Source organism: Cytophaga hutchinsonii ATCC 33406, assembly GCF_000014145.1.
Lineage (GTDB): Bacteria > Bacteroidota > Bacteroidia > Cytophagales > Cytophagaceae > Cytophaga > Cytophaga hutchinsonii.
Genome location: NC_008255.1, coordinates 3,447,056 through 3,463,585 on the forward strand (window position 1 = coordinate 3,447,056; position 16,530 = coordinate 3,463,585).

The 16,530-nt window shown below is 38.5% G+C and carries 15 protein-coding genes; 3 read left to right on the forward strand and 12 right to left on the reverse strand.

Features of this window, described 5'->3' with window-relative positions:
- Positions 1-8: 8 nt before the first annotated feature.
- The gene (locus CHU_RS14605) at positions 9-1,433 is read right to left on the reverse strand and encodes a hypothetical protein (RefSeq protein ID WP_011586356.1); all 1,425 of its coding nucleotides are present in this window, start codon (positions 1,431-1,433) and stop codon (positions 9-11) included.
- A gap of 77 nt (positions 1,434-1,510) precedes the next feature.
- On the opposite strand from CHU_RS14605, the gene CHU_RS14610 reads away from it, so the two are divergent.
- Both CHU_RS14610 and CHU_RS14615 read left to right on the forward strand, forming a co-directional pair.
- The gene (locus tag CHU_RS14610) at positions 1,511-2,929 is read left to right on the forward strand and encodes a trypsin-like peptidase domain-containing protein (protein ID WP_011586357.1); all 1,419 of its coding nucleotides are present in this window, start codon (positions 1,511-1,513) and stop codon (positions 2,927-2,929) included.
- A 32-nt stretch (positions 2,930-2,961) separates the two neighbouring features.
- On the forward strand, positions 2,962-3,330 hold the full coding sequence (locus CHU_RS14615; protein ID WP_143144001.1) for a hypothetical protein: 369 nt from the start codon (positions 2,962-2,964) through the stop codon (positions 3,328-3,330).
- Positions 3,331-3,476: 146 nt separating this feature from the next.
- Here the strand turns inward: CHU_RS14615 and dnaA are convergent, their stop codons facing one another.
- The 11 genes from dnaA to CHU_RS14670 all read right to left on the reverse strand — a co-directional run bounded on the left by dnaA (position 3,477) and on the right by CHU_RS14670 (position 15,097).
- Positions 3,477-4,892, reverse strand: a complete 1,416-nt coding sequence (gene dnaA, locus CHU_RS14620) for a chromosomal replication initiator protein DnaA (RefSeq protein ID WP_011586359.1) — start codon at positions 4,890-4,892, stop codon at positions 3,477-3,479.
- 369 nt (positions 4,893-5,261) lie between these two features.
- Complete coding sequence (locus tag CHU_RS14625; RefSeq protein WP_011586360.1) at positions 5,262-6,503, reverse strand: S-adenosylmethionine:tRNA ribosyltransferase-isomerase; 1,242 nt, start codon at positions 6,501-6,503, stop codon at positions 5,262-5,264.
- Positions 6,504-6,507: 4 nt separating this feature from the next.
- On the reverse strand, positions 6,508-7,302 hold the full coding sequence (locus CHU_RS14630; protein ID WP_143144000.1) for a pirin family protein: 795 nt from the start codon (positions 7,300-7,302) through the stop codon (positions 6,508-6,510).
- Between the two features lie 85 nt (positions 7,303-7,387).
- Positions 7,388-8,212, reverse strand: coding sequence for an enoyl-ACP reductase FabI (locus tag CHU_RS14635; RefSeq protein ID WP_011586362.1), 825 nt, complete (start codon positions 8,210-8,212; stop codon positions 7,388-7,390).
- Between the two features lie 64 nt (positions 8,213-8,276).
- A complete protein-coding gene (gene recN / locus CHU_RS14640) occupies positions 8,277-9,932 on the reverse strand; it encodes a DNA repair protein RecN (protein ID WP_011586363.1) in 1,656 nt (551 codons plus the stop codon).
- 3 nt (positions 9,933-9,935) lie between these two features.
- Entirely contained in the window at positions 9,936-10,163 is a 228-nt protein-coding gene (locus tag CHU_RS14645) for a hypothetical protein (protein WP_011586364.1), read from the reverse strand.
- Positions 10,164-10,211: 48 nt separating this feature from the next.
- Positions 10,212-11,114 carry a DUF4835 family protein gene (locus CHU_RS14650; RefSeq protein WP_011586365.1) on the reverse strand — a complete coding sequence of 301 codons (903 nt, stop codon included), beginning with the start codon at positions 11,112-11,114 and terminating at the stop codon, positions 10,212-10,214.
- On the reverse strand, positions 11,111-12,316 hold the full coding sequence (gene coaBC / locus CHU_RS14655) for a bifunctional phosphopantothenoylcysteine decarboxylase/phosphopantothenate--cysteine ligase CoaBC (RefSeq protein WP_011586366.1): 1,206 nt from the start codon (positions 12,314-12,316) through the stop codon (positions 11,111-11,113). The genes CHU_RS14650 and coaBC overlap by 4 nt, the downstream gene beginning before the upstream one ends.
- 8 nt (positions 12,317-12,324) lie before the next feature.
- Positions 12,325-12,669, reverse strand: a complete 345-nt coding sequence (locus CHU_RS14660; protein WP_011586367.1) for a DNA-directed RNA polymerase subunit omega — start codon at positions 12,667-12,669, stop codon at positions 12,325-12,327.
- Between the two features lie 27 nt (positions 12,670-12,696).
- The gene (locus tag CHU_RS14665) at positions 12,697-13,494 is read right to left on the reverse strand and encodes an outer membrane protein assembly factor BamD (protein ID WP_011586368.1); all 798 of its coding nucleotides are present in this window, start codon (positions 13,492-13,494) and stop codon (positions 12,697-12,699) included.
- Positions 13,495-13,573: 79 nt separating this feature from the next.
- Positions 13,574-15,097 carry an OstA-like protein gene (locus CHU_RS14670; protein ID WP_049755618.1) on the reverse strand — a complete coding sequence of 508 codons (1,524 nt, stop codon included), beginning with the start codon at positions 15,095-15,097 and terminating at the stop codon, positions 13,574-13,576.
- Between the two features lie 45 nt (positions 15,098-15,142).
- Between CHU_RS14670 and tilS the strand changes: the two genes are divergently transcribed.
- Entirely contained in the window at positions 15,143-16,495 is a 1,353-nt protein-coding gene (tilS, locus tag CHU_RS14675) for a tRNA lysidine(34) synthetase TilS (RefSeq protein WP_011586370.1), read from the forward strand.
- Positions 16,496-16,530: the final 35 nt, after the last annotated feature.

A 16,530-nucleotide genomic window follows, 5' to 3' on the forward strand; every position in this document is an offset into this window, starting at 1 on the left:
ATGAGCTTCTACTTTCCTGTTCTGTATACCGCAGCATTCTGATCACTTGAATAAATATCAACTGAATTTGTTTCCGAAAGTTGTCTTGAATAAATCTTTTTAACACCCGCAAAAATCAGATCCTCATTCATAATCGTGCTTTCCATTTTCATGGACCACTGATCTTTTACAACAATATAGCTATAACCTGGTTTTATATCTTTTTTAAATTTATTGATCAATTTATATTTACATGTATCATAAATATCACATTTTAATAAAACCATCAAAGGAGTAGATGTATAATATATTCTATCGGTTTGAAACGTATCAATCCTAATATCACTTGAAATCTTTTTAATTTCTGCTATTTCAGCATCTTCTTTAAATTCTTTCGAAAAATTCCACGCACTTTTATTATTCAGGAAAGGAAACAATACGCATACAAAAGCACAGATTCCGGCAGTCAGTATGTTTTTATCGGAGTATACCAGCAACCAGTCAAATAAATAACAGACCATTAGTAAACCAATCGGTACGATTGAAATCAGTACCCGGCTCATGCCAAATGAGTTGAACAAACCAAACTTCCAGAATACAACGTGAGCCAGGAAAAACGAAAAAAACAATCCGAGCAATAAATATTCTGTACTTACGATCGCTGTTTTAAGGCTACTTCCGATTTTTTTAATCAGAATGATTGTAAGAACAATCGACGCGATCCAGAACAAGGCCGTAAAAGGAATACCTGTCATGTAGTAAAGCTTACTAAAATAATCACTCCACGCACCGGCCCCATAGGTATCAACCGGCTGACTAACGGCATAGGGGTTTGTAGAAAATACCCATAGAATATTTTTATCGTGAACAAACATTCCTGCAACCGAAATACAAAGTGTACCTGTAAGCATGTAGAGTATTTCTTTCCATTTACTTGAGGCAATAAAAAAAACGGCAACAACCATTATTGAAATAAATCCTTCACTTCTAACAAACGGCAGGAAAGATATGGCGATTGCACTTAACATGTATTTCCCGACAACACTATAATAAACGGTTAAGGTAAGCAGCAATGCATATAAGGGCTCTGTTAATCCGGAGTTCAAGGCCAATGGATAGTTTGGTATAAAAAACAACAGCAATGCTGCATAAGGTGAAACACGCCATTTTAATTTGTGTATTATTTCAGCAATCAGCCAGCAGGCTAGTATACCTGTACATGAATTAAAAAACGTAATGCCTTTCCATCCAAATTGTGCAAACGGAGAAGATAGAATGGTGAATACCGGCTTACCCCAGTTATCAAAGAGTAGATAGGGATGTCTCCAGGAATAATGTGCAATTGCATAATGTGTGATACTATCTCCCGCATCATAGGTATTGTCAACCAATATCCAAAAAATCATCGCAATAATTGAAGCCGCGATTAGAAACAGAATTGAATTGTATCTCATGTACGTAGTTTATTTCTTTAAAAAGAATTGCTAAATTTAATATTATTTAGGCGGATTAACATTTTAATTAACAACCAATGAAACATTTTGTATTCTTATTGATTTCAATAATTGCGGGATTCTCAGGCGCTGCGCTGTTTCATAAAACCGTACCCGTTAACAGCAGCACTACTACAGATCAGACCATTGTCCCGATCGTGCATCAGGCGGCTTATAGCAGCCCTGTTCAAAGTAATACTGCTACGGATTTCACGCTTGCTTCTGCAATCAGTACACCCAGTGTTGTGTATATAACGACCGTTTCTGCCAACCAAAATACGAACAATTGGTTTGACTGGTATTTTAATGGCAATGGTAATAATTTTGTTGCCGGATCAGGTTCCGGTGTTATTTATTCTGCAGACGGCTACATCATTACCAATAACCACGTTATTCAGCGGGCAACCAAGATTGAAGTGGTACACAACAGAACTACCTATACAGCGAAAATTGTTGGTATAGATCCCTCCTCTGATCTGGCGGTATTAAAAATTGAAGGCGAAAATCTTCCTGCAGTTAAAATCGGAAGTTCGGCAGATATAAAAATCGGTGAATGGGTTCTTGCCGTTGGCAATCCATTTAACCTCACCTCCACGGTCACGGCTGGTATTGTTTCTGCTAAAGGAAGAAATATTAATATTGTAAACAGCAGCTTCCCTATCGAATCCTTTATACAGACAGATGCTGCAATTAATCCCGGCAATTCCGGCGGAGCACTTGTAAATACAAAAGGTGAACTTATCGGTATTAATACAGCTATCTTATCTAAAACAGGTAGCTACACCGGTTATGGGTTTTCAGTTCCGGTAGATATTGTAAAAAAAATCGTTGCTGATCTGATTAAATATGGTGTTGTTCAAAAAGCATTTATCGGATTAGAAGTAAGCGAAGTAAATTCTACAATTGCAAAAGAATTAAAACTTTCTGATCTGGATGGAACCTATATCACCTATCTTCAAAAGGGTTCTGCTGCAGAAAAAGCAGGCTTGCAAAAAAATGATGTTCTCCTTAAATTAAATGATAAATCAATAACTTCACGAAGCGATTTTGATGAATATATTGCATACAAATCACCGGGTGAAAAAATTAAAATTACCTATAAGAGAGATCACGTACTTAAAGAAGCTTATGTGACATTAACAAATGAAGATGGCAACACGGAAATTGTTAAACACGAAGTATTTTCCTCTCAATCCTTAGGTGCCGATTTCAGTACGCTGCCTAAGGTAGAGAAAGAAAAAATGGGTCTCGCAAATGGTGTGCGTATCGTTGCCGTTCGCAGTGGCTTGATCAGCAGGCTTGGCTTACAGGAAGGGTTTATTATTACATCGATTAACCGTACACCTGTATCAACGCCGGCTGAAGTGGCAAGCATTCTTGAGAACATTCGCGGGCAGGTAATCATTGAAGGTATTGCCAGCAGTGGTTCCCGCGCTATTTACCAGTATTATTTTTAACTACAAACCTAAATATGATTATGAAAAACACAATGAAACAAATCTCTGGCATTGCCTTTTTAGCATTCTTTTTAATGAGTTTTACATGCGTTGATTTTAATAAAACACTGCTTGGCAAATGGGAATTGAAAACCATACAAACAGCAGGAAAACCAGCCATGAGTACCAAAGAAATACTGGGTGATTCGTTTATGGAATTTAAAAGTGATTTCACCTATATTGAAAGCGGAGAATCTGATTCTAAAGGCGTATGGAAAATAACCGCTGAAAAATATCTTCAGACAAAAAGTGAAAAGCAAGCTGACTTTTCTGAAAAAATGGAATTAAAAGAATTGGCTCCGGGTAAAATTCAAATCACCAGTCCGGATAAAACATCTCTTGTATACGAGCGTGTAAAATAATACATTTCATAATACATCCTATTAATGAACAAAGCCCGTGATATGAGATATCATGGGCTTTGTTCATTAGGTTAAAATAAAAAAACCGGCATGGCGTCCGGTTTTTTCAAATAGAGGATTATCTCTGACAATTAAAGTTGTAAGGCTTACGCCGATTTGATTTTTATTTTCTTAATCAAATCCTGCATGGTAGCTCTGAATTTTTTATCGGTATCCATTAAATCACTAACAGACGTTAATGCATGGATTACAGTACTGTGATCACGGCCACCGAAATGATTTCCAATAGACTTTAAAGACATATTGGTATATTCCTTTGTGAAATACATAGCAACCTGACGGGCAATAACGATTTCTCTCTTGCGCGTTTTATCTTTCATTTGCTCGATTGTTACAGCAAAGTATTCCGAAACAAATTTCTGAATATAATCGATATTAACTTCTGTCTCTACATTCTGTACAATATTCTGAATGATTTGCTTTGCAAGCTCAAGATCAATCTGACGGCCGCTTAGCGTATGCTGTGCAATAAGAGAGTTTACAACACCTTCCAGATCACGCATGTTTGTATCTACGCTGTAAGCAAGATAATCAATTACATCCGCTGCAATTTCAATACCTTCAAATTGCATTTTCTTACAGATGATCGCATTACGCGTTTCATAATCCGGCACCTGAAGATCTGCGCTCAAACCCCATTTAAAACGGGACAACAAACGCTCCTGTAAACCTTTAATATCTTTTGGCGCGCAATCACTGGTAATAATGATTTGCTTGCCTGATTGGTGCAGGTGATTAAATATATGGAAGAAAATTTCCTGTGTTTTTTCTTTTCCGGATAAGAATTGAACATCATCCAGAATCAATACATCCAATCCTAAGAATTGATTTGTAAACTCCTGAGACTGGTTGTTCTTCATTGCCTCAATAAACTGGCTTAAGAAACGCTCAGACGGCATGTATAACACCTTCTTATCAGCGTGGTTTTTCTTAATCTGGTTGCCTATTGCCTGAACTAAGTGTGTTTTCCCTAAACCAACGTTTCCGTACACCAAAAGCGGGTTAAAAGATGTTACACCTGGTTTATTTGCAACAGCCAAACCTGCAGAACGAGCTAATTTGTTACAATCCCCCTCGATGAATGTATCAAATGAATAACTCGCATTTAATTGAGAATCGATCGGTTGACTAACTGCTGGCACCTCTTGTTTCGTTTCTTTAGATACACCAGGGTTAATCGATCTTGAAATAATACTACCTTTATGTAAGGTTGTACCATAAGATTTACGATTTAAATCGTTTTTATCCACCAAAATCTGGTATTCTAACCTGCCATCTGGTCCTAATTGCTCATCTATTGCCTTTCTAAGTACATGAACGTAATGTTCTTCCAACCATTCATAAAAAAACTGGCTTGGAACCTGGATTGTTAAGACATTATTAACTAACATCAAGGGCTCAACGGGCTCAAACCAAGTCTTAAAACTTTGGTCTCCAACACATTGTCTGATGTACTCCAAACAACTGTTCCAAACTGATTTACAGTCTCTTACATCAATCATATCCTAAGGGTGTTTAAAAATTTTATTCCTTCGTTTTTCAAGGGATGACAAAGATGTGAAAAAATATTTTAGTAAAAAATCATACTTAAGGCTTGACTTTTTCAGTACTCAGAGCACCACTAATTTAACAATTTGGAAACATCAATATTCTTGATAAAGTTAAATATATTCTTGATAAAGAACCATAATTTAACAAATGTTAATAACTATGTTATAAAGTAAAATTTACGTGTAAAACTAAAATGGAGTATGTAATAATAAGTATTGGCAATATCATATTTGTTAGTTTGAATGTGGAAAAATTCACATAAGTGAATTTAGAGAAGTGATAAATTCACTTAAATGTATATATCTTTTATTAACTAATTATTACGAACAGTGCGGGTGTTTAAACAATAATGAACTGTCTCCATAACTCAGAAACCGGTAATCGTTTTCCAGAGCAAAATGGTAAACCTTATTCATAGATTCAATTCCAATAAACGCAGAAACTAAACACAGCAAGGTACTTTTAGGTTGATGAAAGTTGGTAATGATGGCATCACATACTTTAAATTCATACCCCGGCTTAATTAACAGTGCTGTTTTAGCAGAAAGCGCGTTTTTATCAGAAGATGTATTGATATACTTTAACAATTCTTCCATCGCCTCCCGAAGAGATAAGGCTGGTAATTCATAGGCATCCCATTGTGTCAGTTCAAGTAGTTTACCTGTTAATGCAGCTTTGCTACACAGCTTGCAGCCCAGCCAATAAAGGCTTTCGAGCGTACGCATGGATGTTGTACCTACGGGAGTTACCTGCAGATTATCTGCATTCTTTAACAACTCCACTGTCGCACGGTTTACATGAATGTATTCACTGTGCATGGTGTGTTCTTTTATAGAATCTGTTTTAACAGGCTTGAATGTACCTGCTCCTACATGCAGTGTGACTTCCTGTTTTTGAATTCCTTTTTCGGCTAACCGCTGCATAATCGCGTCTGTAAAGTGCAGGCCCGCTGTTGGCGCGGCTACTGAGCCTTCATGCTTTGCATAAACCGTTTGATACCGCTCTTTATCGGATGCTTCTGTTTTACGCTTCATGTAAGGAGGCAAAGGCAAATCTCCCAGCAAAGAAAATATTTCTGAAAACGTGATGTCCTCCAGATTCCAGGAAAATCCTATAAGGTAGTAATCTGCTTTTTGTTCTATTTGTCTTGCATGGAAAGAAAGCATGCTTCCATTTTCGAGCTGTACTTCACGGATCAACTCCGGCTGTTTCCATCGTTTCGCATTTCCGACAAAACATTTCCAGATAACTTTTCCGCGCGCGCTCATGCTCTCTGCAGGTCCGCCATGCCCTTCAGCAGGTTCCAGGCTGAAGATCTCTACCGTTGCACCTGTTGGTGTCTGAAATAAAAACCGTGCCTGCACAACACGTGTATTATTAAATACAAGCAATGTGTTCCTGGGCAGTTCATCTACAATGGATGAAAAGGTTTTATCTGAAATATGATCGTCTTTATAAACCAACAGCTTTGATTGATCGCGTTCCGCTAACGGATATTCTGCAATACGCTCAACCGGCAAGTCATAATTATATGTTTCTATATTATCTGTATCAATCTTCATCGTATTAATAAACATAAGGGCCACGCTGCTTAATCTTCTGGTTTAGCGGCTTCGCACTTAGATACACAAAGCGTGGCACACCATCACCAATAATCGTGTTTGGAACACCTGATTCTAAAAAATAAAAATTTCCCGCATATACCACGTGTTCATGAATCTGAACCATTCCGTCAAGCACATATACAAAAGAGGTATATCCGCTTTCCGGTGTCAACACAATGGTATTCTTCTTTAATTGAATGTCGAGGTAAGAAAGGTCGCAGCCACAATGCACTTGCAGCACAGATCCTTTACCAGCTATGGTACGTACAATGCGTGTGCTATCAGCTGACTCAACGGGAAGTGTTTCTACTAATTGATATGTTGGCTCTGCTGCTTTAGCCGCTGCCGGAATATTCACCCAGAGCTGTAAGCCTCTGTTCACAGCTGATGCGCCTGGCATTTCAGAATGCAATAGACCACTGCCTGCCGTAAAGCGCTGTGCCTGGCCTGCATATACTGTATCGTTGTTTCCAATATTGTCTTTATGAACAAAACTGCCTTCAATCATGTAGGTAATGGCTTCAAAACCTATATGCTTGTGTGTTGGAAAACCCACCGGAGGAGACACGGTAAAGTCGTCCAGTAAAATAAACGGATCCGCATGCTTCACAAATTTACCCGGAAACAACCGCAGCACTTCTGCACCTTCCCCATCCATCGCTGGTATTGCCGGATATACACGGCCCGGCTGCTGAGCCGCAACTGCACTGCTTACAGTCATTAAGAGCATGATTATATATACCGATCTGTATGTCATAAAGCCGAAAGATTAATTCCTGTAATGTAAACAGAAAAGCCATCCATATAATTCGTGGATGGCTTTATAATATATTTATTTCATATCAGCTGTTTGTTCGGTCTTCAAACAGCTGCATGATTTCGGGGGTCATACCTGTGGAAGAAAAACCTCCGTCATGCATCAGATTCTGCATGGTAACTTTACGCGTTAAATCAGAGAAGAGCACAATGGAATAACCGGCACATTCATCTGCACTGGCATTACCCAGCGGCGACATAAGATCAGCGAAATCATAAAAAGCCCCAAAACCTGAAATGCCTTTGCCCGCTGTAGTTTTAGTAGGAGATTGAGAGATTGTATTCACACGTACTTTTTTCAATTTTGCAAACCGTGCGCCATATCCTCTGGCAATGGATTCAAGTGTTGACTTGGCATCGGCCATGTCGGTATAATCCGGGAAAACACGTTGTGCGGCAATGTAGGATAAGGCAAGGATAGAACCATATTCATTCATCGCATCTTTCTTCTCTGCAACATGCATGATTTTATGAAAGGATAATGCCGATACATCTAAGGTTTTCAAAAACCAATCGTAATTCATATCACCATATTCCTTGCCTTTGCGGATGTTCGGGCTCATGCCGATGGAGTGTAAAATAAAGTCTATTTTGCCACCCAGAATTTCCATAGATTTGTCAAAGAGATTTTCTAATTCCTCAATGGATGTAGCATCTGCGGGTATTACCACTGCGCCACATGCTTCAGCCAGTTTATTTATTTCCCCCATACGCATCGCTATCGGAGCATTTGTAAGTGTAAATACTGCACCTTCTTCGTGCGCACGCTGAGCCACTTTCCAGGCAATGGAGTTTTCGTCCAAAGCACCAAAAATAATTCCTCTTTTACCCTTCAACAAATTGTAAGCCATGTATAGTTTGATTATGAGTTAGTAATAAAACGAATATCAAATATACAATTTTATTTGCAGCGCCTTATTTCGATTCAAGCATTTCCATTGCATTCTTCAGAGCCGTTTCGCTTGGTTTTTCACCCCCGATCATTTTGGCTATCTCTGTAACCCGCTCCTTTGCAAGCAATTCTTTCATCTTACTTACCGAACGTTCGCCGCTGGCATCTTTAAATACAAAATAATGCTTGTCACCCATGGATGCAATCTGCGGCAAATGTGTGATAACTACCACCTGGTGACGGGCAGACATCTCCCGGATCATTTTACCCATTTTGATCGATACTTCACCGGAAATACCGGTATCAATTTCATCAAAAATAATTGTCGGCAACGCTACCTTATCTGCCAGCACATATTTAATCGCCAGCATCAACCTTGAAAATTCACCGCCGGAAGCAACTTGTTTCAGCTCATTAGGTGCCACACCTTTGTTTGCACTAAACAGCATATTGATTTTGTCAATACCGTACATAGTAGGTGCATCTGCACTCAACACCAGCTGAATGTGGGCATCGGGCATCGACAATTCTTTTAACAGCGCTTTAACCGATTGTTCAAATTTCGGCACCGCTTTGATCCTGTTTTCAGAAACTACTTTAGCTTTGCTAAGCACAACGTCATACGTATGCTTAACTTCTTTCTCAAGCTGTAGCACTTCTTCATTTAATTGATCCAATGAAACCACTTTGCCTTCAAGCGTTTTTTCAAGTATCAGCAATTCGGAAACTGTTTGTACACGATGCTTTTTAAGTAAGGAATATATGCTGTTCAACCGCTCTTCAATAGGCGGAATAAGCTTTGGATTAAATTCTACCTGCGCAGATTCTGCTTCAAGTTCTGCTTCTATATCTTTCAGTTCAACAAAAACAGACTGCAGTCGGTTTGCCAGTGTTTCGTAAGCAATGGACCATTGCTTAATCGATTGAAGCTGTTTGTTGTAATTCTGCAGGGTTGATAAAATACTTTGTTCGGAATTACTTAACGCATCCAGCGTAGCTTCCAGTTTTTGCTTTATATCTTCCGCGTGCTCTATCTTTTTGAGCTCCGCTTCCTTCGCTTCCATCTCCCCTTCTATCAGCGCTGCCTCTGCAAGTTCTGTATAGATAAACTGGTTATAGTCGGCTTGCTGCTGCAATTCCTGCAGTTCATTTTTTTTCAGCTGAAACCGGTGCTGTAAGTCTTTGTATTTTTTAAACGCCTGCTGATAATCCTTAAGAGCTGATTGATTAGAAGCAAAGCCATCCAGCAGGGATAGTTGATAGGCAACACTGCCCAGCAACAATGTATCGTGCTGCGAATGCACATCCATTAAATAATCGCCCAGTTTTTTTAAGGCATCCAGTGTAACCGGTGTATCATTGATAAATGCCCGGGACTTCCCATTGCTGCTTATCTCCCGGCGGATGATACACTGATTGGTATAATCCAGATCATACTCTTCAAATAACGTTTCTAATTTATACGAACCGATCTGAAACGTTCCTTCAATAATGCATTTGCGGTCTGTATGCAATAACACTTTCGTGTCTGCGCGATTACCAAGCAACAAGCCAACAGCACCAAGCATAATGGATTTACCCGCGCCGGTTTCACCTGTTATAATATTAAAGTTTGCTGAAGGAGCTAGCTCCAGATCTTCAATAAGTGAATAATTTTGAATAACTAAGTTTTGAAGCATGGCTTAATACGCAGCTAATTTATCAACAACTATTTCAAAAACATCTGCAAGTAAAAAATGGTGTTTGCTGTTTCTGAAATCTTTAAATTCAAATGAGTCATTTTTCCAGGCAGTGATTATGCCATAATAAGTGGCTCCGTCTTTCAGAACAAGATGTACATCCGTATCAATCAGATGCTGCATATTTGCCCGAATGTCACTAATACCAATCCGTTGTAATCGCTTTCCCATACAAGCAAATTAATAAGGTATCGCTATACAAACAAGTACGTTTGTAACTTATCGTAAAATTGTAGCATATCGCTCTGAATTCAGCGGATCAAGTACCCGCAACAAATTCACCACTTCATTTTTTTGTTCTGTATCAGCATCTCTGAAAATGTTGATGATTTCATCCCGCTTCGCTAAAAAAAAGCTGCGGATCAATGTTGAATAGGGCTTCAGTTTAATTACTTCATTTAAGGCTTTAAACATTCCAACAATCTGTAAGCGTGCTTTTGCCGGATCACTTAAATAAATATCTAATCCAAGTCTGTGGTAATTATAAAAATTCTGTCTGAACGGCAATAACAATTGGCTGTTCAAATTTTCAATCAGTGCTGCTCTGTTATTGGCATCCCCGGATTGTGACCAGCCGCCACCTGCCTGTAAAGATATGTTGGCAATATTATATGCTTTTTCAACGTATGTTTGTCCGCCTAATTTTCCAAAGCTGTCGTAATCCAGTGCCAGAATAATATTGGCATAGAAAGCTAACATAGAAGTAAGATTAGAAGTAAACATATTGTCATTATAATTTAATGGTTCACCTATGTTCAGTTCAAAATTAAAATTTTTATCAAAGTAATTCAGTAAAATCGTTTCATACGAAGTTCCGTAAACAGGGCGTGAAGACTGAACCTGCAGTGTAGCGGCATAAGAATACGGAGCGGGCTGTCCCGTAATGGTGATAGATATGTTTCCCCGGATACGTTCTTCTACCTGAAATTCATCGTTGGTCCATTTACGGTCATTCAAAAAACGGGTAATCGTTTGTTTCATATCCGTAACAACCGACTCCTGAATATCCGGAATCTGAGAGGCGTCAATGGTAACATTCATATATAACTCTCCCTGGGCATATACATGCGCAACAGAAAGAATAAAAAAGAAGCTAATGATAACCGGTACTAATTTTTTCATAGCAACAACAAATAATTTAATATATCCTTTGCAATATATTCTTTGCTTAACAATTGAGAGTGAAACGGCTCCTTATCTTTTGCATAAATAGTAATCTTATTGGTATCACCCGCAAAACCAGCTCCGGTATCATTTAATGAATTTAAAACAATGGCATCTAAATTTTTAGACTGCAGTTTTTTTAGAGCATGTGTTTCCTCATCGTTTGTTTCCAATGCAAAACCAACAAACAGCTGATGGTCCTTTTTCTTTTCTCCGCACGTTTTTGCTATGTCCGGATTCTTCTTTAAACGAATCGTAAACGAATCTTCTGCTTTTTTAATTTTGATATCAGAAACCTGTTCCGGTGTATAATCGGCAACAGCTGCAGCAAATATAGCTACATCCTGTTTTTCAATTTCAGCCTGAACAACATCAAACATTTGCTGCCCTGAAACAATTTTATGCAACTGAACAGAAGCCGGTAACATACGCAACAATTCTTCATTTACCGGCCCGCAAACCAATGTTACCTCTGCACCCATCTTCCATGCTTCTTTAACCAGGGCAAGCCCCATTTTACCGGATGAATGGTTTCCAATAAAACGTACCGGATCTAAGGCTTCGTATGTAGGACCAGCCGTAATGAGTATTTTCTTATGTAGTAACGGAGCTTTCGTTCCAAAATCTGCCTCAATAATTTCAACAATGTTTTCCGGCTCTGCCAACCTGCCTTGACCGATTAACCCACTTGCCAATTCACCTGATTCAGCATCGATCAGCCGCACGCCATGCTGTTGAAGCCTGACAAGATTCTGCTGTGTGGTAACATGCTTGTACATGTCTAAATCCATTGCAGGACAAACATAAACAGGGCATTTAGCAGAGAAATAAACGGAGAGCACTAAGTTATCGCAAATACCAGATGCCATTTTGCCGATGGTATTTTCAGACGCAGGTGCAATGAGCATTACATCTGCCCAAAGAGCCAATTCAACATGGTTGTTCCAGACACCCTGATCGCCTTCGGTGAAGGCGTGCGCAACAGGATTTTCAGATAAGGTTGAAAGGGTAAGTGGCGTGATAAAAGTAAGGGCAGAAGGCGTCATTATTACACGCACTTCTGCCCCTTGTTTTTTAAGAATCCGGACAATTAACGCAGACTTGTATGCTGCGATACTACCACATACCGCCAACAGAATTTTCCGTCCGCGTAATGTCATATAATTCCTTATTTTTCGTCTTCTTTTCTAGGTGTTGCCGAAGCAATACCTGTATGACGGAACATTACTTTATCTTCTAAAAACTCTTCTGTAGCCAATGTAGAAGGCTTTGGCATTCGTTCGTAGTATTTAGAAATTTCAATTTGTTCACGGTTTTCAAATATCTCTTCCAAGTTATCTTCTTTTGAAGCAAACTCAGCCAGCTTAGAGTTTAATTCTTCTTTTATCTTGATAGAAATTTGTCTAGCGCGTCTAGAAATTACCACAAGTGATTCATAAATATTGCCAGTTTTTTCAGCGATCTTATCGTTGTCTCTGGTAACTAAGTTTGCGGATACAATTGGTGATTTCACTCTATATGTTGTGTTAATTGAATGTACTTATTTTAATTTAATCTTCTCCAAACGCTTTATGATATCATCATACATCTCGCTGGCAGCTTTTTTGTGAATGGTAGTAGGGTACTTATCCATGAATATCTGATAAAACTCAATGGCAAGTATATATCTTTCTTCCTGAATTTTCCCTTCCACACTATTTTTAGCTAAATGATATTGAGACGTAAAACGTGTGAAGTATGCTTTTTCCCCATAAATGGAATTGGGATATTCATTAACGAAGTTGCCGATAGCGACAACCGCTGATTTATAATTTCCTACTTTATGATACATCATGGAATGTTCAAACGCCTTGTGCATCAATTTTGCATTCAGTTCATCAACAATTGCATTACATTGATCCAGATAAATCGTCTTCGGATAACGTGTCAGAAAAGTAGTCATTGCTTTTAAACAATCATACGTACTTGTCTGATCCAGATTATACTCAGGCGAGTTCAGATACAACGAATATACATTCATGTACATGGTTTCTTCTACATATTTACTTCTTGGATAAGTCAAATAAAAATCCTTGAAGTAATAAGCGCTCATCATGTATTGCTTTTGCTTATAATAATTGTTCGCCAAATAATATAACGCCGTTTCTGCTTCTCCTTTTCCTTTTAAAATAGGAGTTATGTCTTCCAGCAATACACCTGCTTTATAGTTATCACCGTTGTTATAGTACTCAATGGCTGCAGTTAACTTTTCCTGAGGTGTACCTGTTTTTTGCAAATGATTAAACTTACCGCAAGACACTTGCAGAAAAACAATCAGCGCGCAAACAGAAAATCTCAAAACACTCTTAAAAGGCATAGCTTGCAAATATACGAAATGATTTTTGTTATTACAATATCGTCAAAGAGAGTTAACTAACTCATTTTAAATTAGTTCCTATCACTGTCTCCTTGGTTGGACGTTCTTTGATCCGCCATTTAAAACCCTTCAATTTAACATCCTCAGGTTTAAGTTCTTGTGGCGGAATAAAAGCAGCATCAGGTTTGGTCACATAGGTTATGGTACTCAATTTATCATCTTTAAATAGTACAACGATGGAACCTGCTTCAGCCTTGTTCACGCCCATCAGTTTTTTTTCACCTTCAAGTGCATGGTAAATACTTTCTGCATTTCCTTCCACTAAAATTTTACTGATGTGATTATTGGCAAAAAAAGCGGTTATCTGCCGGCCCTTGATCTGATTAAAATTATCAATGGTATCTTTTGAAATCACGAATGCATTAACATGCATGTGCATGGTATGCATCTTACCGTTTTTCTGAACCATCCAGATAGAATCTGCCACCAGCTGATTTTCGCCGTTCCACAACACAGGATTGGTATATAAATAAATGGTTGAATCATAAAAATTATATACCAGAGAATCACACCGTGCCTGCATGTCTTTACGGAAAAGCTGCACATGATAATACGCCTTGAGTAATTTTATTTTTTTAATGGTATCATTAATTGAAACCAATGTATCTGCTTTTAAAAATAACGTATCTGTATTATTAACCTGATACATTAAGGGATTTCCGGAAACGATTGAATACCCGTTCTTTCCTGTGTATTTGGCGTGCTGCCCAAGTACGGTAATGCTGTCTTTTTTATTTTCAATTTTAACTTCTCCGGTTACAACACCAAGTTTTGTCTTTTCATCGTAGTCAATTTTATTTCCGGAAATGGTATTGTCTCCTGAAAAGACCTGTGCCCTGCCCCCAAAGTACATCACTGAAGTTGCGGTATTGTACGATCCTTCTTTTGATTTAATCACACCATCTTTTGTGGTGATCTTGGTTTCGCCCCTAAACGTGGCAAGGCGGGATTGAGAATTATATTGCAACGTATCGGCATCTAGCAGGAAACCTTGTCCGGGGTTGGTAATGTGTACGTTCTTTTTAAACGTGAATATTTTTGTACCTGTATTGTATACACCAATAGTACTGGTTAGGTTATTTCCTTTATCACTGATATTGGCACCGGAAAAATAACTTACATTTTTACCTTCACGATCGTAGTTTAACGCAGTTGTTTTTAAGATCGTTTGTTTATCAATCAATATAACATCACCGATTGCTTTTGCTTTTTTCGTGTTACCATCATATTCCAGTTTATTACAGGTCATGGTTAATGTATCGCCCTGTACCAGGCGTACGTGACCAAACGCTTCCACATAGTTTGTCTTTGCATACTGAAACGCCGAGTCACAATACAAAAACATTTCTCCCTGTTTGAATATAACATGATCCTTTAGTTTTACATAGGCTTCCTTACCTTCGCTGCCCATTAAGGCGCCGGCTTGTATTAATTCGATTTTTTCTGAAGGTGTCTGCGCAAAACAATCGCCTCCATTTAAAAAACCCATTACCAGTAGTATAATTAAAGATATTCGTAGAAACATGGATGTAATCATTTTACAAAAATAATTAAATTGTATATTTAACCTATGTTGCACGAATTGCGCCAATTTATTTCAGAGAAACAACTTTTTTCTTCAAATGAGAAAATTTTACTTACTGTTAGCGGGGGAATTGACTCCATTGTATTGTTTGATCTGTTCGTAAAAGCCGGTTTTTCATTTGGGGTGGCGCACTGCAATTTCTCCTTACGCGGAAGCGAATCTGATGGAGATGAACAGTTTGTATCCGATTTAGCCATTAAACAGGGTATTTCCATTCATGTTAAACGTTTTGATACCAGTGCCTTTGCATCCAATAATGCCTTATCCATTCAAATGGCTGCCCGGGAACTGCGGTATACCTGGTTTAAAGAATTGGCCAGGCAATATGGCTATGCAGCCATCGCTACGGCGCATCAGCTCAATGACATTATTGAAACAACATTGATCAATTTAAGCCGCGGCACCGGTATTGCCGGTTTACATGGCATTCCTGAAAAAAACGGGGAGATTATACGTCCGTTGTTATTTGCCGGCAGAGATAAAATACGCAGCTATGCAGAAGAAAATAATCTGAAATGGCGGGAAGACAGTTCAAACATGGAAGAAAAATATGCACGTAATTTAATCCGGCATAAAATTGTGCCTGTACTTAAAAACCTCAACCCAAACCTGGAAGAGGTCTTTAAACAGAATACCGAACGGTTTAAAGGCACAGAACAATTGTTTAAGCACCACATTCAACAATACCGCCAGCAGCTTTTACAAAGCACGCCCGATGGCTACAGCATCACGATTGCTGATGTTGATGCCACTCCTGCCCCGTTTACCATTTTAACAGAATTATTGCTGCCTTTCGGTTTTAACTTTTCAACCATCCAGACCATCTATAAAAACAGGTTTCAGGCGCCGGGAGCAAATTATTATGCACCGGCATTTATGCTGCAGAAAGACCGGGTGAATTGGCTGTTGATACCTATTGAGCAACTAACGGATTTTGAATTTCCCGTTTACCCAGAGTCAACCCATACTGTACCTACAGGCACCATACATTTCCAAACCATTAGCATTGAATCTTTTAAAGGGTTTGAGCATGCGCAAAACATTGCCTACATCGATGCAGATAAAATAGACTGGCCGCTCACGATCCGCAATTGGCAGGACGGAGATAAATTTTACCCGTTTGGTATGCAGGGTATGAAAAAAGTGAGTGACTTTTTAATTGATCTAAAAGTCCCTGTGCATCAAAAGAAAAAGATTCCGATTCTTATTAACAAAGGTGAAATCTTATGGATTGTGGGATTCAGGACTGATAAAACATACAAAATAACTGATTCTACTAAGAAAATACTCATTGCTACCTTTACCCCGCTTATTCAGGAATTAGACAATGTAATTTGAGGTTACTTTTCGATATTTTTTTCTTAATTTGGGAT